The sequence below is a fragment of the Piscinibacter lacus genome, from assembly GCF_016735685.1.
In the GTDB taxonomy this organism is placed as follows: Bacteria; Pseudomonadota; Gammaproteobacteria; order Burkholderiales; family Burkholderiaceae_C; genus Aquariibacter; species Aquariibacter lacus.
On record NZ_JAERRA010000001.1, the window covers coordinates 2,267,019 to 2,288,221 of the forward strand.

The 21,203-nt window shown below is 68.4% G+C and carries 9 protein-coding genes and 1 pseudogene; 5 read left to right on the top strand and 5 right to left on the bottom strand.

What is annotated here, in order from left to right; translation table 11 throughout:
* From JI742_RS10265 to JI742_RS10275, 3 genes are all read left to right on the top strand, one after another.
* Window positions 1–7,378 (top strand): beta strand repeat-containing protein (locus JI742_RS10265; protein ID WP_201826201.1); only part of this gene is annotated, 7,378 nt, incomplete at its 5' end.
* A 141-nt stretch (window positions 7,379–7,519) separates the two neighbouring features.
* Entirely contained in the window at window positions 7,520–9,583 is a 2,064-nt protein-coding gene (locus JI742_RS14065; RefSeq protein WP_350309654.1) for an O-linked N-acetylglucosamine transferase, SPINDLY family protein, read from the top strand.
* Between the two features lie 37 nt (window positions 9,584–9,620).
* Complete coding sequence (locus JI742_RS10275; protein ID WP_201826205.1) at window positions 9,621–10,715, top strand: TIGR03032 family protein; 1,095 nt, start codon at window positions 9,621–9,623, stop codon at window positions 10,713–10,715.
* Window positions 10,716–10,792: 77 nt separating this feature from the next.
* Here the strand turns inward: JI742_RS10275 and JI742_RS10280 are convergent, their stop codons facing one another.
* From JI742_RS10280 to JI742_RS10300, 5 genes are all read right to left on the bottom strand, one after another.
* The gene (locus tag JI742_RS10280) at window positions 10,793–11,830 is read right to left on the bottom strand and encodes an IS481 family transposase (protein ID WP_236676856.1); all 1,038 of its coding nucleotides are present in this window, start codon (window positions 11,828–11,830) and stop codon (window positions 10,793–10,795) included.
* A gap of 375 nt (window positions 11,831–12,205) precedes the next feature.
* Window positions 12,206–13,726, bottom strand: coding sequence for a TolC family outer membrane protein (locus JI742_RS10285; RefSeq protein WP_201826207.1), 1,521 nt, complete (start codon window positions 13,724–13,726; stop codon window positions 12,206–12,208).
* Window position 13,727: 1 nt separating this feature from the next.
* Complete coding sequence (locus tag JI742_RS10290) at window positions 13,728–15,074, bottom strand: HlyD family type I secretion periplasmic adaptor subunit (RefSeq protein WP_201826209.1); 1,347 nt, start codon at window positions 15,072–15,074, stop codon at window positions 13,728–13,730.
* Between the two features lie 12 nt (window positions 15,075–15,086).
* Window positions 15,087–16,817 carry a type I secretion system permease/ATPase gene (locus tag JI742_RS10295; protein WP_201826211.1) on the bottom strand — a complete coding sequence of 577 codons (1,731 nt, stop codon included), beginning with the start codon at window positions 16,815–16,817 and terminating at the stop codon, window positions 15,087–15,089.
* Window positions 16,814–18,568 carry a type I secretion system permease/ATPase gene (locus JI742_RS10300; protein WP_201826213.1) on the bottom strand — a complete coding sequence of 585 codons (1,755 nt, stop codon included), beginning with the start codon at window positions 18,566–18,568 and terminating at the stop codon, window positions 16,814–16,816. The genes JI742_RS10295 and JI742_RS10300 overlap by 4 nt, the downstream gene beginning before the upstream one ends.
* A 476-nt stretch (window positions 18,569–19,044) precedes the next feature.
* Between JI742_RS10300 and JI742_RS14070 the strand changes: the two are divergent.
* Window positions 19,045–19,212: pseudogene (locus JI742_RS14070) on the top strand (IS3 family transposase); the annotation flags it as partial.
* Window positions 19,213–19,556: 344 nt separating this feature from the next.
* On the top strand, window positions 19,557–21,203 hold a 1,647-nt coding region (locus JI742_RS10305; RefSeq protein ID WP_201826215.1), incomplete at its 3' end, for a VCBS domain-containing protein.

Below are 21,203 nucleotides of genomic sequence, written 5' to 3' on the forward strand. Positions count from 1 at the left end.
CAGCCAGACCAAGACCAGCGGCACCCTGGGCGGCACGCTCAGCCTGCTCAGCAGCAACGACAGCGGCACCAGCGGCAATGCCGGCTCGGTGAGTTACACCTACCGCGTGGCCAACAGCGCCACACAGTTCTTGGCTGCGGGCCAGACGGCCACCGAAACCTTCACCATCACGGCCAATGACGGCAACGGCGGCACCGCAAGCCAGGTGGTGACCGTGACCGTGACGGGCACGAACGATCGCCCCACCGTCACCAGTTTCAGCAACGGTGCGGTGACCGAAGACGTCGCTTCGCCGAATCTGAGCACCACCGTCTCGGTGAACTTCAGCGACATCGACACCCGCGATGTCCTGAGCTACAGCCAGACCAAGACCAGCGGCTCCCTGGGCGGCACGCTCACCCTGCTCAGCAGCAACGACAGCGGCACCACCGGCACTGCCGGCTCGGTGAGCTACACCTACCGCGTGGCCAACAGCGCCACGCAGTTCTTGGCCGCGGGCCAGACGGCCACCGAAACCTTCACCATCACGGCCAATGACGGCAACGGCGGCACCGCAAGCCAGGTGGTGACCGTGACCGTGACGGGCAGCAACGACGCTCCCATCCTCAGCTCCAACGGAGGCGGCGCCACTGCCATGGTCTCCGTGGCGGAGAACACCTCGACCGTCACCACCGTCACGGCCACCGATGTGGACGCGGGCGATGTGCTGAGCTTTGCCATCAGCGGGGGGGCCGATGCCGCGCGCTTCGCGATCGATGCCGCCACCGGGGTGCTCAGCTTCGTCAACGCGCCGGACTTCGAGCAACCGCTGGATGTTGGCACGGACAACGTTTACGAGGTTCAGGTCAGCGTCCAGGATGGTCGGGGCGGTCAGGATGTGCAGGACCTGAGCGTGACGGTGACGGATGTCGGCGACACCCAGCCGCCGGAGGTGGACCTCTCGGCCATCGCAGCGGGCGTGGGCGGCTTCGTGATCAACGGACAGGCGGCGTTTGACGTCAGCGGCATCAGCGTGAGTGCCGCAGGCGATGTGAACGGCGACGGCCTGGCGGACCTGATCGTGGGGGCCTACCGCAGCGAACCCAGCGCCGGGACCGCTGCCGGCCGCAGCTACGTCGTCTTCGGCAAGAACACGGGTACGGAGGTGAACCTCAGCGCGGTGGCGGAGGGCACGGGCGGCTTCGTGATCAACGGGCAAGCGGCGTATGACGGCAGCGGTATCAGCGTGAGCGCCGCAGGAGACGTGAACGGCGACGGCCTGGCCGACCTGGTCGTGGGGGCCCCCTTCAGCGCCCACAGCGCCGGCTATTCTGCCGGCCGCAGCTACGTCGTCTTCGGCAAGAGCACGGGCACGGAGGTGAACCTCAGCGCGGTGGCGGGGGGCACGGGCGGCTTCGTGATCAACGGGCAGGCGGCGAGTGACCGCAGCGGCATCAGCGTGAGCGCCGCGGGCGATGTGAATGGCGACGGCCTGGCCGACCTGGTCGTGGGGGCCAACCAAAGCGACCCCAGCGCCGGCTACGCTGCCGGCCGCAGCTACGTCGTCTTCGGCAAGAGCACGGGCACGGAGGTGAACCTCTCCGCGGTGGCGAGTGGTGTGGGCGGCTTCGTGATCAACGGGCAGTCTGCGGGTGACTTCAGCGGCACCAGCGTGAGTGCCGCGGGCGATGTGAACGGCGACGGCCTGGCCGATTTGATCGTGGGAGCCTTGCTCAGCGACCCCAGCGCCGGCACCAATGCCGGCCGCAGCTACGTCGTCTTCGGCAAGAGCACGGGCACGGAGGTGAACCTCAGCGCGGTGGCGGGGGGCACGGGCGGCTTTGTGATCAACGGGCAGGCGGCGCGTGACTACAGCGGCTCCAGCGTGAGCGCTGCGGGGGATGTGAACGGCGACGGTCTGGCCGACCTGATCGTGGGGGCCTTCCGCAGTGACCCCAGCGCCGGCTCCAATGCCGGCCGCAGCTATGTCGTCTTCGGCAAGAGCACGGGCACGGAGGTGAACCTCAGCGCGGTGGCCGGCGGCACGGGCGGCTTCGTGATTAATGGGGAAGCAGCAGTTGATTACAGCGGCCGCAGCGTGAGCGCCGCAGGCGATGTGAACGGCGACGGCCTGGCCGACCTGATCGTAGGGGCCCCCGGAAGCGACCGAAGCGCCGGCTCCTATGCCGGCCGCAGCTACGTCGTCTTGGGCAAGAGCACGGGCACGGAGGTGAACCTCAGCGCGGTGGCGGGGGGGGTGGGCGGCTTCGTGATCAACGGGCAGGCGGCGTTTGACCGCAGCGGCCGCAGCGTGAGCGCCGCTGGTGATGTGAACGGCGACGGCCTGGCCGATTTGATCGTGGGGGCGCCCGACAGCGACCCCAGCGCCGGCTTCGAAGCCGGCCGCAGCTACGTCATCTTCGGCAGCACCACGGGCGCCTTCGAGCAGACCGCCTTCGACCAAGTGGGCACCGCCGCAGCCGAGACGCTGACCGGCACGGGGGGCGAGGACAACATCGCCGCCGGGGCCGGCAACGACACCCTGGTTGGCAACGGCGGGGCCGACGTGCTTTACGGCGGGGCCGGGAACGATGTGTTCCAGCTCAATGCCAGCAACCTCGCAGCGCTGAGCAGTGGCCTCAGCAACGGCAACCTGGCCCGGGTGGATGGTGGCAGCGGCATCGACACCATCCAAGTGGTGAGCGGTGGGGTTGCCCTCAACCTGGCCACCATCGCCAACGTCGGCAACAACGGCGGCATCGGCTTCGGCCGCATCGACAGCATCGAGCGCATCGACCTGACGGGCAGCGGCAACAACAGCCTGAGCCTGCAACTGCGCGATGTGCTGGACATGGCCGGGCACAACAGCTTCAACAGCGGCAGCGGTTGGAGCGGGCTGGGGGCCGCGGTGAACCGCCATCAACTGGTGGTGGAGGGCGATGCAGGCGATGCTGTCAACTTCGACGCCGGCTGGACCCGCTCGGGCACGGCTAGCCTGGGGGGCCAGAACTATGTGATCGTGAACCACGACAGCAGCGCGGCGCAGGTGCTGGTGCGTCAGGGCGTGGGCCTGAACAATGTGCAAGCGCCCCGGGTGGACCTCTCGGCCATCGCAGCGGGCGTGGGCGGCTTCGTGATCAACGGGCAGTCGGCGGCTGACCTCAGCGGAGGCAGCGTGAGCGCTGCGGGCGATGTGAACGGCGACGGTCTGGCCGACCTGATCGTGGGAGCTTCCAACAGCGACCCCAGCGCCGGCGACAGAGCCGGCCGTAGCTATGTCGTTTTTGGGAAGAGCACGGGCACGGAAGTAAACCTGTCCTCAGTCGCAGGGGGCACGGGCGGCTTCGTGATCAACGGGCAGGCGGAGATTGACTTCAGCGGCATCAGCGTCAGCGCCGCAGGTGATGTGAACGGCGACGGCCTGGCCGATCTGATCGTGGGGGCCCACTTCAGCTCCCCCAGCGCCGGCCCCTTTGCCGGCCGCAGCTACGTCGTCTTCGGCAAGAGCACGGGCACCGAGGTGAACCTCAGCGCAGTGGCGACGGGCGTGGGCGGCTTCGTGATCAACGGGCAGGCGGCGGGTGACTTCAGCGGCAGCAGCGTGAGCGCTGCGGGCGATGTGAACGGCGACGGTCTGGCCGACCTGATCGTGGGGGCTTCCATCAGCGACCCCAGCGCCGGCTCCTATGCCGGCCGCAGCTATGTCGTCTTCGGCAAGAGCACGGGCACGGCAGTGAATCTCAGCGCGGTTGCGGGGAGCGTGGGGGGCTTCGTGATCAACGGTCAAACCACTTTCGAGTCTAGCGGCCGCAGCGTTAGCGCCGCAGGCGATGTGAACGGCGACGGCCTGGCCGACCTGATCGTGGGGGCCACCAACGGCAGCGACCCCAGCACCGGCCCCGCTGCCGGCCGCAGCTACGTCGTCTTCGGCAAGAGCACGGGCACGGAGGTGAACCTCAGCGCGGTGGCGGGGGGCACGGGCGGCTTCGTGATCAACGGGCAGGCAGCGAGTGATCGCAGCGGTATCAGCGTCAGCGCCGCAGGCGATGTGAACGGCGACGGCCTGGCCGACCTGATCGTGGGGGCCTACGTTAGCGACCCCAGCGCCGGCACCGATGCTGGCCGCAGCTACGTCGTCTTCGGCAAGAGCACGGGCACGGCGGTGAACCTCAGCGCGGTGGCGATGGGAGTGGGCGGCTTCGTGATCAACGGGCAGGCGGCGCTTGACCTCAGCGGCAGCAGCGTGAGCGCCGCAGGCGATGTGAACGGCGACGGCTTGGCCGACCTGATCGTGGGGGCCTTCCGCAGTGACCCCAGCGCCGGCACCGATGCCGGCCGCAGCTACGTCGTTTTCGGCAAGAGCACGGGCACAGAGGTGAACCTCAGCGCGGTAGCCGGGGGCACGGGCGGCTTTGTGATCAACGGGCAGGCGGCGCGTGACTACAGCGGTAGTGTCAGCGCCGCAGGCGATGTGAACGGCGACGGCCTGGCCGATTTGATCGTGGGGGCAACCGGCAGCGACCCCAGCGCCGGCCCCGATGCCGGCCGCAGCTACGTCATCTTCGGCAGCACCAGCGGCGCCTTTATCCAGACCGCCTTCGACCAAGTGGGCACCGCCGCTGCCGAGACGCTGACCGGCACGGCGGCTGAGGACAACATCGCCGCCGGGGCTGGCAACGACACCCTGGTTGGCAATGGTGGATCGGACGTGCTCTACGGCGGGGCCGGCAACGATGTGTTCCAGCTCAATGCCAGCAACCTTGCTGCGCTGAGCACCGGCCTCAGCAACGGCAACCTGGCCCGGGTGGATGGTGGCAGCGGCATCGACACCATCCAAGTGGTGGGCGGTGGGGTTGCCCTCAACCTGGCCAGCATCGCCAACGTCGGCAACGACGGCGGCATCGGCTTGGGCCGCATCGACAGCATCGAGCGCATCGACCTGACGGGCAGCGGCAACAACAGCCTGAGCCTGCAACTGCGCGATGTGCTGGACATGGCCGGGCACAACAGCTTCAACAGCGGCACGGGCTGGACTGGGCTGGGGGCCGCGGTGAACCGCCATCAACTGGTGGTGGAGGGCAACGCAGGCGATGCCGTCAACTTCGACGCCGGCTGGACCCGCTCGGGCACGGCCAGCCTGGGGGGCCAGAACTATGTGATCGTGAACCACAACACCAGCGCGGCGCAGGTGCTGGTGAGGCAGGGGGTGGGCCTGAACAATGTGGCGCTGCCGCCAGCGGCCCCTCTGGACCTTTCGGCCATCGCAGCGGGCGTGGGCGGCTTTGTGATCAACGGGCAAGCGGCGGGTGACTACAGCGGCCGCAGCGTGAGCGCCGCAGGCGATGTGAACGGCGATGGCCTGGCCGACCTGATCGTGGGGGCCCTCGGCAGCGACCCCAGCGCCGGCTCCTCTGCCGGCCGCAGCTACGTCGTCTTCGGCAAGAGCACGGGCACGGGGGTGAACCTCAGCGCGGTGGCGGGCGGCACGGGCGGCTTCGTGATCAACGGGCAGGCGGCGTATGACCTCAGCGGCCGCAGCGTGAGCGCCGCAGGCGATGTGAACGGCGATGGCCTGGCCGACCTGATCGTGGGGGCCGACCTCAGCGACCCCAGCGCCGTCTTAAATGCCGGCCGCAGCTACGTCGTCTTCGGCAAGAGCACGGGCACGGCGGTGAACCTCAGCGCGGTGGCAGCCGGTGTGGGCGGCTTCGTGATCAATGGGCAGGCGGCGGGTGACTACAGCGGCCGCAGCGTGAGCGCCGCAGGCGATGTGAACGGCGACGGCCTGGCGGACCTGATCGTGGGGGCTGACCGCAGCGACCCCATTGCCGGCTCCTCTGCCGGCCGCAGCTACGTCGTCTTTGGCAAGAGCACGGGCACCGAGGTGAACCTCAGCGCGGTGGCGATAGGGGTGGGCGGCTTTGTGATCAATGGGCAGGCGGCGCTTGACTACAGCGGCCGCAGCGTGAGCGCCGCGGGCGATGTGAACGGCGACGGCCTGGCGGACCTGATCGTGGGGGCTGACCGCAGCGACCCCATTGCCGGCTCTGGTGCCGGCCGCAGCTACGTCGTCTTCGGCAAGAGCACAGGCACGGCGGTGAACCTCAGCGCGGTGGCAGGCGGCACGGGCGGCTTCGTGATCAACGGGCAGGCGGCGCTTGACTACAGCGGCCGCAGCGCGAGCGCCGCGGGCGATGTGAACGGCGATGGCCTGGCCGACCTGATCGTGGGGGCCATCCTCAGCGACCCCAGCGCCGGCTCCTCTGCCGGCCGCAGCTATGTCGTCTTCGGCCAGAGCACGGGCACGGCGGTGAACCTCAGCGCGGTGGCGGGGGGTATGGGCGGCTTCGTGATCAATGGGCAGGCGGCGGGTGACCAAAGCGGCATCAGCGTGAGCGCCGCAGGCGATGTGAACGGCGACGGCCTGGCCGACCTGATCGTGGGGGCCAACAGCAGCGACCCCAGCGCCGGCTCCTCTGCTGGCCGCAGCTACGTCGTCTTCGGCAAGAGCACGGGCACGGGGGTGAATCTCTCCGCAGTGGCCGCCGGCACTGGCGGCTTCGTGATCAACGGGCAGGCGGCGGGTGACCAAAGCGGCATCAGCGTGAGCGCCGCAGGCGATGTGAACGGCGACGGCCTGGCCGACCTGATCGTGGGGGCTGACCGCAGCGACCCCAGCGCCGGCACCGATGCCGGCCGCAGCTACGTCATCTTCGGCAGCACCACCGGCGCCTTCGCCCAGACCGCCTTCGACCAAGTGGGCACCGCCGCAGCCGAGACGCTGACCGGCACGGCGGCTGAGGACAACATCGCCGCCGGGGCTGGCAACGACACCCTCATTGGCAACGGCGGGGCCGACGTGCTTTACGGCGGCGCCGGCAACGATGTGTTCCAGCTCAATGCCAGCAACCTTGCTGCGCTGAGCAGTGGCCTCACCAACGGCAACCTGGCCCGGGTGGATGGCGGCAGCGGCATCGACACCATCCAAGTGGTGGGCGGCGGCATTGCCTTCAACCTGGCCAGCATCGCCAACGTCGGCAACAACGGCGGCATCGGCTTCGGCCGCATCGACAGCATCGAGCGCATCGACTTGACGGGCAACGGCAACAACAGCCTGAGCCTGCAACTGCGCGATGTGCTGGACATGGCCGGGCACAACAGCTTCAACAGCGGCACGGGCTGGACTGGGCTGGGGGCCGCGGTGAACCGCCATCAACTGGTGGTGGACGGCAACGCCGGCGATGCCCTGCGCCTGGGCAGCGGCTGGAACACCAGCAGCACGGCCAGCCTCGGCGGCCAGACCTATGCCATCTGGAACCATGCCAGCAGCGCTGCGCAGGTGTTGGTGGCCACCGGGGTGGCGGTGACGTCAGGTGTGGCAGAGCTGGGAGCGTTCTGATGCACGGCCCGCGCAACGCCTGCGTCCTGGCCGGTGCGTCGGCACGAGGCCGGCACCGCCTGAGGCTTGAGGCTGCGGCCCAGGCCCGATGGCTCGGCGGGGGGGCGGCCTCGCCGCGGCCAGGGCTTCGGCCTTGAGGCCGTGAAGTTGCCGCCCCCCCGCCCGCGCGCCGCGCCGGCCGTGCCACCGCCCGCTGCGCGGTCGCATGCCGAGGCCCAGCGCCTGCTGGCTGCCGGCCAGGCTGAGGCCGCCCTGGTCAGCTTGCGGGCCTGGCTGGCCCAGCAGCCGGCGGATGTGCCGGCCTGGATGCTGGCCGCCCAGGCGGCCCAGCTTGAGGGCGGCACGCAGGCCGCGGTGCCGGTGCTGCTGGAGGGGCTGGCCGCCACCCAGGCGCATCCCCGCCTGCGGGTGCGGCTGACCGGCCTGCTGGAATCCCTGGACCGGCATCGGGAGGCGATGTTTCACTTCCAGATGGCCCTGGAGCAGGCGCCGGAGCATGCGCCGGCCCTGCACCGGGCCTTGGCCCGCTTGCGCCAGCAGCAGGGCGACTGGGCCCGTGCGGTGGAGAGCTGGCGCCAGGCGGGGCCGGTGCTGACGCCGGCCGACCATGTTGACTTGGCCGAGTGCGCCCAGCGCCTGGGCGTGGAGCCCCTGGCCGAGCGGGCGCTGGAGCAGGCCCGGGCCAGCACCGAGCTGGCTGTGCTGACCCGGCTGGCCGAGGTGGAGGCCAGCCTGAACCGTGTCGCCGACGCTTGCACCACCCTGGGCCGTGCCGCTGCCCTGCACCCGCAGCAGGCGGATGCCTGGTTCAACCTGGCCAAGGTGCAGCTTGAAGGCTGGCGCAGCCGGGATGCCGTGACCAGCCTCGACCGGCTGCAGTCGATCCATGCCGACCATCCCGGTCTGCATGACCTGAAGGCCCTGCTGGCCGAACGCTTGGGCGATGCCGACGAGGCGCAGCGCCTGCACCAGCAGCGCGCCACCCAGCGGCCTGAGGACCCGACGGCGCAGGCAAGCTTCCTGTTCGCCTCCCTGTATCGACAGGCGCTCAGCCCGCCGGAGCTGAGCCGGATGCACCGGCAGGCCTTTGCGGCCTGGCCGGCCGTGACGCTGCCGGCCGCGCCGCGGGCGGGGCGGCGCATCCGCCTGGGCTACCTGGGCGCGGACCTGCACCACCAGCATCCGGTGTGCATCTTCATGCTGCCGGTGCTGCTGGGGCATGACCGGCATGCCTTCGAGGTCTTCTTCTACAACAACGGCCGCGTGACGGACGCCCGCACCCGCCACGCCCAGGCCTCGCTGGAGCACTGGCGCGACATCAGCGGCTTGTCGGACGAGGCGGCCTGCGAACTGTTGCGGCGGGACCAGCTTGACCTGCTGGTGGATCTTTCGGGCCTGACCGCGCGCAACCGCCTGGGGGTGATCCTGCGGCGTGCGGCGCCGGTGCAGGCCACCTTGCTGGCCTACCCCTGGACCACCGGCCTGCCGACCATGGACGCCTACGTGGCCGACCCGCTGACCGTGCCGCCGGAAGACTTTGAACTGCACAGCGAGCGGGTACTGCACCTGCCGCACAGCGTCTTCTGCTACGCCCCGGACGAGGATTACGCCCTGCGCCCACCGGCGGCGCGGGAGGGTGTGGTCTTTGGCTCCTTCAACAATCTGCCCAAGCTCAGCGAAGCTTGCTTGCGGGCCTGGGCCGCCATCGTGACCGGCGTGCCCGGCGCACGGCTGCTGATCAAGGCCCCGGCCCTGAACGATGCCCTGGTGCGCGAGCGCCTGAGCGCACGCCTGGCCGCGGCCGGTCTGGAGAGCACGCGCCTGGAGCTGCGTGGGCCCACTGCCTTGGACGGGATGATGGACGAGTACCACGACATGGATGTGGCCCTCGACCCCTTCCCCTATCACGGTGGCACCACCAGCGTGCAGGCGCTGTGGATGGGCGTGCCGCTCATCAGCCTGGCCGGGCGGGGCTTTGTTCGGCGCATGGGCGCCAGCCTGCTGGCCCCGCTGGGGCCGCAAGCCGGGCAAGTCCTGACGACCGAGGAGGCCTACATCGAGGCCGCCCGGCACTGGGGCCGGCAAGGCCCGCGCTCCCTGGCCCAGCGCCTGACCCTGCGGCAGGCCATGGCGGCCTCGCCGCTGCACCGGATCGAGGCCTACACCCGCGACCTGGAAGCCTGCTGGCGTTCCTTGTTGTGCTGACCTTTTCTTGTCCACCCTTCCCCTGCGAATCCTTTCCATGAACGCTGCCGATCAGTCCCCCGCCCCGACCGAGCCGAGCCCCGAAGCTGCCCCGCGCCTGGAGATCCACGGCAGCCGCCAGTGGGTGTCCTGGCAGGCCGAGCAAGGCATCAGCCTGGGCTTCAGCACCTACCAGGCCGGCAAGTTCTTCCTGGTGGGCCTCAAGCCCGACGGCGACCTGGCCATCTTCGAGCGGACCTTTGCGCGCTGCATGGGCCTGGCCCAGGCGGGCGACAGCGTCTACCTGACCAGCAAGTTTCAGATCTGGCGGCTCAACAACGTGCTGGAGCCGGGGCAGCGCACGGCGGCCGGGCATGACAAGGTCTACGTGCCCAATGTGGCCTGGGTGACCGGCGACGTGGATGCGCATGACCTGGGCCTCAATGCCCAGGGCGTGCCGATCTTCGTCAACACCCTGTTCTCCTGCCTGGCGACGGTGAGCGAATCGAGCAGCTTCGTGCCGGTGTGGAAGCCGCGCTTCATCACCGCGCTGCAGCCCGAAGACCGCTGCCACCTCAACGGGCTGGCCATGGAGGGCGGACAGGCCCGCTACGTCACCGCGGTGGCGCGCACCGACGTCTTCGAAGGTTGGCGCGAGCACCGGCGCGATGGGGGTGTGGTGATTGACGTGCCCAGCCACGAGGTGGTTTGCGGCGGCTTGTCCATGCCGCACAGTCCGCGGCTGCACCGCGGCGAGTTGTATGTGCTCAATTCCGGCACGGGAGAGTTCGGCCGTATCGACCGGCAGGCGGGCCGATTCGAGCCGATCGCCTTCTGCCCGGGCTATGCCCGCGGCCTGGCGCTCTGGGGCGACTACGCCCTGATCGGCTTATCCAAGCCGCGCGAGAACAAGACTTTCTCCGGCCTGGCCCTCGACCAGGTCCTGGCCGACAAGCAGATATCGGCACGCTGCGGCGTGGTGGTGGTGGACTTGCGCAGCGGGGCCATGGTGCATGCCTTGAGCATCGAGGGCGTGGTGAGCGAGCTATACGACGTCTGCGTCCTGCCGGGGGTGCAGCGCCCCTCGGCCATCGGCCTGGTGAACGATGAAATCCATCGCACCTTGCGGGTGGGGGAGCATGGTGAGCTTTGAGCCGAGCGGCAAACCGAACGCGACGCGATGTATTGAGGCGGGTCGAGCCCGAATCGACGGTGTCGCGCGTGGCAGGGTCAACGATATGCAGCGAGGGCGCGACGCGACACCAAAGCACCGTGGGCGCTGGCCTGACGGCCCGGGTCCATCCTCTTGTCGGGTCCCGGGTGATTGACCACCCTTTTTGAGAACAAATCCGGGTGCGTGGACTGCCACTTCTTCAGCGCCTGAACGGGCGTGTTCAGGTCCAGCGCGCGCTGCGGCAGGTGCTCGTTGTAGAGCCAGACGAAGCGATGCAGTGTTGTCTCCAAGTCCTGCGCGCTGTTGAAGCGGTGCGACTTCAGCACCTGGGCCAGTCGCCCGTTGAAGCGTTCCACCATCCCGTTTGTTTGCGGGTGCTTCGGCCTCGTCAGCCGATGCTCTATGCCCAGCGCCTCGCACAGCCCATCAAACTCGTGCGCGCCGCTGGCGTCCTTCTCGCGCCGACCGAAGGCCCGGTCAGTGAACTCCCGCCCGTTGTCGGTCAGCAGCGTCTTGATCTTGAAGGGCGCAGCCTTGTGCAACGCGTTGAGGAACGAACGCGCCGCGCTCGCCGTCTTCCTGCCTTTGATGGCGATGAAGACCCAGCGCGTGGCGCGGTCGATGGCCACGAACACATCGCGCCGCTCGGTCTCGTCCTGCATCTGCGGCAGGTACTTCACGTCCATGTGAACGTAGCCTGGCTCGTAGGCCTTGAAGGACTTGACCTGCGTCTTGGCGACCTCGGGCTCGGGCAGGCGGTTCACGCCGCGCCGACGCAGCAGGCGGTCCAGCGCCGAGCGGCTCATGCTCGGCTCGATGAACTCGCGCACCACCGCAAGCAAATCGTCCAGCGACAGGCGCAGGTGCGTGCGCAGGTAGACGACGATCTCTTCCTGGCCGGCGTTCAGCTTGGTCTGCAGTCGGTGCGGGGTATGGCTCCCATCCTCGACCGTGGTGCGTTTGCGCCACTTGCGGATGGTGAACTTGCCCAGGCCGAAGCGCTGCGCCAGCTCGGCCTCGGTGCCATGGGCCTGCTGGATCGCCAGGCGCGTGGCCGGCGTGGTGGTGGCGTTCTTGTGCAACCTGATCAGCATCGTGAGCCCCGGTGGTTCGAGTCTGCCAGCAAGCCCGGCAAGACCTCCCGGCCCACGAGGATCGCATGCCGGCGGCCAAGGAGCCATTCATCCGGGACACGACACTTAGGCAACTCGCGGGGCTCTCGCGCGGCCACGATGGCATAGGAGTGAGCGCGACCAGCATTGATGACGCCCGCAAAGCGGGCTAGCTCGTCTCCGAGCAGTACGGCCAGCCGCGGCGGCAAGACCTATGTCGTCTGGAACCATGCCAGCAGCGCTGTGCAGGTGCTTGTGGATATCGGGGTGGCTGTGATGCAGGGCGTGGCGGCACTGGGAGCGTTCTGATCGCCAAGAGGCCGGCCAGCCCGCCTACCCGCTTCGCCTGGGCCGCGCTCAGGGCTTAGCGGGCGCCACCGGCGACGGTACGGACGGTTCGGTCGATGCAGCCTCGGGCGCTTCGGTAGCCGCCAACTCAGTCGGCTCGGTGGGTGCGACTTCGGCCCTTGCGGGCGCAGACCCCGCCGGGCTGCCGCCCAGCACGGAGTTCAGGCGCAGCACCTCCTGCTCGTCCAGATTGCCGGCCAAGCCCTGCAAGCGGGCCCATGCGGCGAGCAGGCTGTAGCGTGTGCGGGCCAAGTCCAGACGGGTGTTGTAGCGCTGTTGCTCGACGTTGAGCACATCCAGGGTGGTGCGGGTGCCCGCCTCGACACCCTTGCGGTTGGAGACCACCACTTGCTCGGCCGAGCGCAGGGCCTTTTCCAGTGCGGGCACGCGGGCCAGGCCCTCGCGAACGGCTTGGTGCTCGCGCCTGAGGCGCAAGGCCAGATCGTCCCGGGCGTAGGCCAGGGTCTGGCGGACCTCGTCCAAGCTGGCCAGGGCCTGGCGGATTTCGCTGTCCACCCGACCGCCAGCGTACAGGGGCCATTGCACCTGCACGCCGAGATAGGTCTGGCGAATGTCGCTGCCCACGAGCGCAACGGTCTCGCTGGAGGAGTTGCTGTGTCGGGCGATCAGATCCACGAGGGGCCGGTGACCGCCGCGGGCAATCTCGACCTGGGCCAGGGCGGCGTCCAGACGACCTTGAAGCACCTTCAGCTCGGGGGCTGCCAGGAGGACACGGTCCAGCCAGGGGCCCAGCTCGCCGGGTTCGAAGCGGTCCAGCACGCCGGCCAGCGAGCTCTCGCCGATGGTCTCCAGCGCCTCCACGGCCTGGCCGATTAAGATCTCCAACTGCTGGCGGCTGACCTCGATGGCCCCGGCAACCTGGATGGCGTCGGCCGCGAGCACATCGAGCCTGGCTTGCAGCTCGTCAATGTCGGTGCGCGTGCCCGAGCCGGACTGCAAGGCAAGGTGGGCGGCCTTGAGCTGGGCCTGCACGCTGCTGGACTGGGCTTCGATGAGCAGCAGGCGATCACGTTGCAGCAGGGCTTCCAGGTAGGCCGTCACCACCCGGGTGCCCATGTCCTGGCCGTCCTTCGCCAGTTGTGCCTCGCCCGCCGCCACGCGGGCCTCGGCCTGCTGAATCTGGGCGCCGATCTGGCTGCGGTAAAGGGGCTGGGACAGGGTAAGACTGAAGCTATCGGACGGGTAGCGCTGGTCAAGCTCGACGGCGCCGACGCGGGTGCGCTGCTCGTTCTCGCCGCGGGAGTAGGCCGCCGAGACGTTGGGGCGCTGCTGGGCCTGGGCCTGAGGCAGCAGTTCACGGGTGGCCTCGGCGCGGGCGCGGGCGGCCTTGAGCAGACGGTCCCGCTCAAGGGCCAGTTGATAGCTGCGCAGCAAATCCACGCGCTGGGGTTGGCTGGCTTCGATTGCGCCAGCCTCGGGGGCCTGCCCCCAGGCCGGGACGATGAGGCCGAGGGCCAGGGCCAGCACGCCGAAGCGCTGGCAGACGGGAAACGAGGGCTGCCTGGCCATCTCACTCTTCCTTCAGGGATGCCGCCAGGCGCTTGGTCAGCGGATGCAGCAGGTAGGTCAGCACGCTGCGCTCGCCGGTCTTGATGAGCACCTCGGCGCCCATGCCGGGCTGCAACTGGTGGCGGCCCAGGGTCTTGAGGCCCGCCTCGGTCAGGGAGATGCGCGCCAGGTAGTAGGGCAAGCGGGTGACCTCGTCGATCAGGATGTCGCGGCTCAGCGAATCCAGCCGGCCCTCGGCCACCAGTTGGGGGGCATGGGCGAAGGCCGAGAAACGCACATCGACCAACTTGCCCGGTGCGATGCGGTCGATCACGTGCTGGGGCACCTGGGCCTCCAGCACCAGGGCCTCGTCGCCGGGCACGATGTCCATGATCTTCTGGCCCGCCCCGACCACGGCACCCGGGCTGTGCACCGTCAGGCCCACCACCTGTCCGCTGACAGGGGCCTTGATGTCGGTGTAGCGCAGGTCCTCGGCAACGGCCTTGAAGCGCTCGACCTCGGCCTGCACCTCGCGTTGCACTTCGGCGAGTTGCGTCTGCACTTCCTTGCGGTACTCGGCACGCTGCGCCTCGATGCGCTGGCGGAACTCCTGAATGGTGCTGCGCGCCTGGGCCTGGCTGGCCAGCAGTTCGTTGCTGCTGACGGTGAGCTCGGCCTGGGCGCGCTCCAGCTCCATCTGCCGATTGGCCGGGGCATAACCTTCGGCCACCAGATTGCGCACGCCTTGCAGCTCGCGGGCCAGCAGGTCCATCTGCGTCTTGCGGCTGCCGGCCATCAGCTCCAGACTGCGGATCTGCTCTTCCTGCCCGCGGATGCTTTCCTGCATGGCCGAGATGGCCGACGCCAGGGCGGTCCGGCGGCTTGCGAAAAGCTGCTGCTGGGTCAGAAGATGCTGCTGGATCTGCGGGTCTTCCTGGGCCACCGGGGCCAAGTCGGGGTGAAAGCTGATGCGCTCGCTGCCGGCTTGCTCGGCCAGCAGGCGGCCTTCGGCGGCGCGCAGGCTGAAGTAACGCTGCCGGCTTGCCTCATGGTGGGCGCGGGCCACGGCATCGCCCAGGCGCATCAGCAGTTCACCTTCCTGCACTTGCTGGCCCTCGCGTACCCGCACCTCGCGCACCCGGCCGCCCTGTGGGTGTTGAACCGGCTTGCGCTTGGTGTCGATCGAGACGGTGGCATGGGTGGGCACGCCTTCGTCGAGCGGCGCATACGCCGCCCAGGCCAGGAAGCCGCCAAAGCCCAAACCCAGGATGAGCAAGCCGATGCGGGCGATGCGGCCGGTGTCGCCAGGCGCTTGGATGGCGTCCTCGGCCTCGATCGGGATGAGCGCGTTCTTGTCGGGGGTGGGCATGGTGGCTCCCGTTCAGGCGGGCACGGGGTTCGCGCCGGCAAGCGGGCCGGCCGAGGCGGGGTTCTGGGGGGGCCGCAAGCTGGCCAGCACGGCATCGCGCGGGCCATCGGCCACGATGCGGCCCTGCTGCATCAGCAGCAGGCGGTCCACCTGCTGCAGCACGCCGCCGCGGTGGGTGATCAACACGACCGTCTTGCCGCGCGCCTTGAGGTCTTCCACGGCGCGCAGCAGGGCCAGCTCGCCGGCATCGTCCAGGTTGGCATTGGGCTCGTCGAGCACCAGCAGTTGTGGGTCGCCGTACATCGCGCGGGCCAGACCGATGCGCTGGCGCTGGCCGCCCGAGAGGCCGGCCCCACTGGGGCCGATGGGTGTGTCGTAGCCGCGCGGGAAGCGCAGGATCAGCTCATGCAGACCCGCGCGCTGTGCTGCAGCGATGACTTGGGGCGCATCCACCTTGCCGAAGCGGGCGATGTTCTCGGCCAGACTGCCTTCGAACAGTTCCACATCCTGGGGCAGGTAGCCGACTTGCGGGCCAAGTGCGGCGCGGTCCTGGCCGGCCAGGTCCTCGCCGTCAAGCAGCACCCGCCCACCGGCTTGCGGCCAGATGCCCAGCAGGCCGCGAGCGAGCGTGCTCTTGCCCGAGCCCGAAGGGCCGAGGATGGCCAGCACCTGGCCGGCCGGAATGTGCAGGTCCAGGGGATGGACGATGGGCTCGACACGGCCCGGCGCGGTGGCGGAGAAGCCTTGCAAGGTCACCGCGCCGGCCAGACGGTGGCGCTGTCGGCCCGGCTCGGCTTCAGGATGCTCGGCCAGCAACTCGGCCAGGCGCCCGTGGGCGGCCCGCGCCGACTGGAACTGCGACCAGGTGCTGACCAGCATCTCGATGGGCGCAGAGGCACGACTCATCAACACACTGGCCGCAATCATCGCGCCCAGCGAGATCTCGCCTTGAATCGCCAGCCAGGCGCCCGCGCCGAGAGACAGCGACTGCTGGCTGTAGCGCACGAATTTGACGACGGTGGTCATGGCCTGGCCGCGATCCTGCGCGCGGGCCTGGGCCGCCTGGGCGGCCCGGTGGCGCTGGAGCCAGCGGCGGCGCAGATCGCCCAGCATGCCCAGGGTGGCGATGAGCTCCGAATTGCGCAGCTTGCCCAGCAGGTAGGCATTGGCTGCCACCTCGGCCTGGCCCGCCTGCTGGGCGGCGCGCCGGGTCAAGAGCTGGTTGAGCAGGGCCAGCAGCAGCAGATGGATCACGAAAACCAAGGCCAGCAGGCCCAGCGTGGGGTGCAGCAGCCAGCTCACCACGATGTAGACCGGTGTCCAGGGCGCATCGAAGAAGGCGATGGCGCCATTGCCGGTCAGGAACTGGCGAAGCTGGGTCAGGTCGCCGAGCGCCTGGTTGGCTTGGTGACCGCTCTGCGTCAGCTCGGCCCGGAAGCTGGCTCGGTAGACCCGCTCGGCCAGGGCGGTGTCGAGCTGCACGCCCACCCGCACCAGCAGGCGGCTGCGCAGCCACTCCGCCGCGGCCATCCAGCCCACCAGCATCACCATGATGACGGTCACCACCAGCAGGGTGAGCTCGCTCTGGCTGATGTAGACGCGGTCGAAGACCTGCAGCATGTAGAGGGTTGGCGTCAGCATCAGCAGGTTGGCCACCATGCTGAAGAGACCGGCCAGCAGGAATTCCTTGCGGAAGGCCCAGAGCATGCGGCCCAGGCCGGGGCGGGGGTCGGGCGTGCTCATGCACCGTGTCCTTCGCTGGCAAGCTGAGGTCGAGCAGCCGGCGCGGCGCCGGGAGGCTGGCCCCGCAGGGCGGCCATCACCTCGTCGCGCGGCCCGAAGGCTGCGGCGGTCCCCTCGCGCAACACGAGGATGCGGTCGATGGCCGGCAGCACGCTGGTGCGGTGGGTCATCACCACCAGGGTCGTGCCTTGGGCCTTGAGGCCTTGCAGGGTGTGCAGCAGGGCGCGGTCACCGGCCTCGTCCAGGCTGGCGTTGGGTTCGTCAAGCACGATGAACTTGGGCTGGCCGTAGATCGCCCGGGCCAGGGCCACGCGCTGGCGCTGGCCACCGGAGAGGACCACGCCACCCGCGCCGATGCGGGTCTCCAGGCCCTCGGGCAGGCCGGCCACCATCTCCTCCAGGCCAACTTGCTGCACCGCGCGCTGCACCAGCAGCGGATCGGCCTCGCCAAAGCGGGCGATGTTGTCAGCGAGGCTGCCGTCGAGGAGCTCGACCTCTTGTGGCAGGTAGCCGATGTGCGGACCCAGTTCTTCCTTGTTCCATGCGTAGATGTCCACGCCGTCCAGCCGCACCCGGCCGGCAGTGGCCGGCCACAGGCCGATCAGCAGCCTCGCCAGGGTGGACTTGCCCGAGGCCGAGGGCCCGACCACCGCCATGGCCTCGCCCGCAGCAAGCTGCAGGTTCAGGCCCTTGAGCACCGGCACCGCGCTGTTGGGCGGGCCTGCCACCAGTTGCTCGACTTGCAAGGCGCCGCGCGGCGCCGGCAGGGCCATGGCGGGCTGGCGCGGCGGCATGCCGGCCAGGAACTGGCGCAGACGCTGTTGGCTGTCGCGCACCTGGATGACTTGCCTCCATTGGGTGATGAGCTGCTGCAGCGGGCCCAGCGAGCGGCTGGAGAGGGTCCACGCGACCATCATCGCGATGCCGTTCGGATCCAGCTCGCCCGCCAGGGACAGCCAAGCCGCCACGCCCAGCACCAGCGAGCCCTGCGCGATCTGCACGAACTTCGAAAGTGCGGCGCCTGTGCCGGTGTGGTCGGAGGCTTCGGCCTGCTGGGCCAGCATCAGGTTCTGCTTGCTCAGCCAGCGGTCGCGGATCGAGGCCCACATGCCCAGGGCCTCGATGACCTGGGCGTTCTGCAGGCTGGTGGTGGCATAGCGCTGCGCCTCCACGCCGCTGCGCTGGGCGGCCGTCAGCACCGGGCGGGTCCGCCGTTCGGCCACCAGGCCGATGACGATCATTGCCAGGGCCGCGAGCAGCACCACCGCACCCAGCACCGGGCTGACCAGGAAGATGAAGACGATGAAGAACAGCGACATCGGCGCATCCACCAGCGCGCTCATCACCGGCCCGGCCACGAAGCTGCCCAGGGTCTTCAGGTCGTTGAGCGCCTGCGGGCCAAGGGGCATGCCACGGAGCTGGGCCTCGAAGGTGGCGTCAAACAAGCGGCTGCGCAACTGCGCATCCAGCCGCACCGCGGCCTTGTGCAGCACCTGACCGCGCACCCAGTCGGCGCCCTCCATCACGAGATAAGCCAACAGCACCGCCACCGTGAGCATCAGCAAGGTGTTCTCGCTGCGGCTGTTCACCACGCGGCCGTAGGTCTCCAGCATGTAGAACGTGGGCGCCAGCGCCAGCAGATTCACCACCAGGCTGTAGCCCAGGGCCAGCCGGGCATGCCCTCGCAGGCTGGACAGGGCCCCAGCCAGTTCGTCCAGGGGGCCTCTCGGTGCAGAGGGATTGGGACTCATGGGGCAGGACGGGGCAACCATGCCCACAGAGGGTGCCGCACAGGCGCAGCGCGGTCCGGTCGTTTCACCAAGGTGTGGGGGCTGACGTGACTGCTACCCGAAGGCGTGCAGGCCATTCGCCGGACCGAGGCTGAAAAGCACTTCAGCCCGCGACCCAGCAAAAGAGCATCCAGGGCCAGAGGCTTCTCGCAACAAGTTTGCCGTACCACCAGGGGCATCAGCCTGCGAAGCGCTGGGAAGTCCATTCGCGATGCGCGCTGCCTCGCCGCTTGCCTGGTGCAGCCCTGGAGATACTGGAAAACGGCATATTTCATGAGCGAAGGCAAAAGTCTAGCGTCTGCGGGCCATGTGCCGATGTGGGGTCTTGCTTGAGCGTCGCCCGCGACCCGCTCGCCTTCACCAAAGAGCAGATGGTCACGATCCTGCGAGAAGCCGAGCGCAGCAGCGTGACCGAGGCTGCATAGAGGCACAAAGTCAGCGAGCCCACGATCTACGCCTGGCGCAAGCACTTCGGCACCATGAAGACCGCTGACGTCAAGCGCCTCAAGGCCCGGGAGTTGGAGAACTCCCTGCTCAAGAAGCTGCTGGTCGGAGCGGCCCTCGACATCAGAGTGCTCAAGGAGATCAACGCAAAAAAGTGGTGAGCCCGCAGGTGCGACGCGCGCTGAATGAGCAGACTAACCGCCGGGGCTTGTCGCTGCGTCGTGCTTGCGGGCCGCTCAGCATCTCCCGCTCGTCGTTGAGCTACGAACTGCACATGCCGGCCAAGGACGCGCCCGTTATCCAGGCCATGCGGGATCTCTCCGCCGAGTACCCGCGCAATGACCAACGACGCATCCGAATTTTCTTGCAACTCCAGGGGTGACCTGCGCCCAACAGCCCAAGTCAACCCGCTTGAGGGGGTGTTGTTGGTTTTTTAAGCGAAGCGAGCGTTTGAAATCAAGATGCACTTGGATACATTACGCACGCGAAAAAACAGGAGTACCCCATGGCTTTCACTTCACGCAATGACAGCGCCTTCGTGACCGAGAACCTTCAGGTCAGCGGTGACCTGATCGAGAGCGACAACTCTGAGGTCATTAGCAGAATCAGCATGGGCACGCAATTCGTTGATGTTCCCATGAGCGGAGAAGATGTCTCGTTGGCGACAGACCATGGCACGCTCACCATCAACCGGACGGGGAGGTACACCTTTATCGCTCATGGGGCGTCGTCCGAGGCGTTATCGTCAGGGCAAGGCGCGGCCGTGTCTTTCAGTTACGACGTTCTAAGCGTGGCACCGGGTGCACAGGCGACACTCACCGGGAACAGCTTGCAGTTAACTGTCACTGGCAGCAACGATCAGCCCACTGTCACGGCTTTCAGCAACGGTGCAGTCACCGAGGACACGACGTCTGCGAACCTGAGCACCACGGTGTCGGCGAACTTCAACGACATCGACACCCGCGATGTCCTGAGCTACAGCCAGACCAAGACCAGCGGCTCCCTGGGCGGCACGCTCACTTTGCTGTCCATCAACGACAGCGGGTTCACTGGCAATGCCGGCTCGGTGAGTTACACCTACCGCGTGGCCAACAGCGCCACGCAGTTTTTGGCATTGGGCCAGACCGCCACCGAGACTTTCACGATTACGGCTAGCGATGGCAAGGGAGGTTCGGTCAGTCAGTTGGTGACCGTCACCGTGACGGGTACGAATGATCGCCCCACCGTCACCAGCGTCGGCAACGGTGCGGTGACCGAAGACGCCGCTTCGCCGAATCTCAGCACCACCGTCTCGGTGAACTTCAACGACATCGACACCCGCGATGTCCTGAGCTACAGCCAGACCAAGACCAGCGGCTCCCTGGGCGGCACGCTCAGCCTGCTCAGCAGCGACGACAGCGGTACCACCGGCAACGCCGGCTCGGTGAGCTACACCTACCGCGTGGCCAACAGCGCCACACAGTTCTTGGCCGCAGGCCAAACCGCCACTGAGACCTTCACGATCACGGCCAGCGATGGCAAGGGTGGTTCGGTTAGCCAGGTGGTGACCGTGACCGTGACGGGCAGCAACGATCAGCCCACTGTCACGACTTTCAGCAACGGTGCAGTCACCGAGGACACGACGTCTGCGAACCTGAGCACCACGGTGTCGGCGAACTTCAACGACATCGACACCCGCGATGTCCTGAGCTACAGCCAGACCAAGACCAGCGGCACCCTCGGCGGCACGCTCACTTTGCTGTCCATCAACGACAGCGGGTTCACTGGCAATGCCGGCTCGGTGAGCTACACCTACCGCGTGGCCAACAGCGCCACGCAGTTTTTGGCATTGGGCCAGACCGCCACCGAGACTTTCACGATTACGGCTAGCGACGGCAAGGGAGGTTCGGTCAGTCAGTTGGTGACCGTCACCGTGACGGGTACGAATGATCGCCCCACCGTCACCAGCGTCGGCAACGGTGCGGTGACCGAAGACGCCGCTTCGCCGAATCTGAGCACCACCGTCTCGGTGAACTTCAGCGACATCGACACCCGCGATGTCCTGAGCTACAGCCAGACCAAGACCAGCGGCTCCCTGGGCGGCACGCTGAGCCTGCTCAGCAGCAACGACAGCGGCACCGGCGGCAATGCCGGCTCGGTGAGCTACACCTAC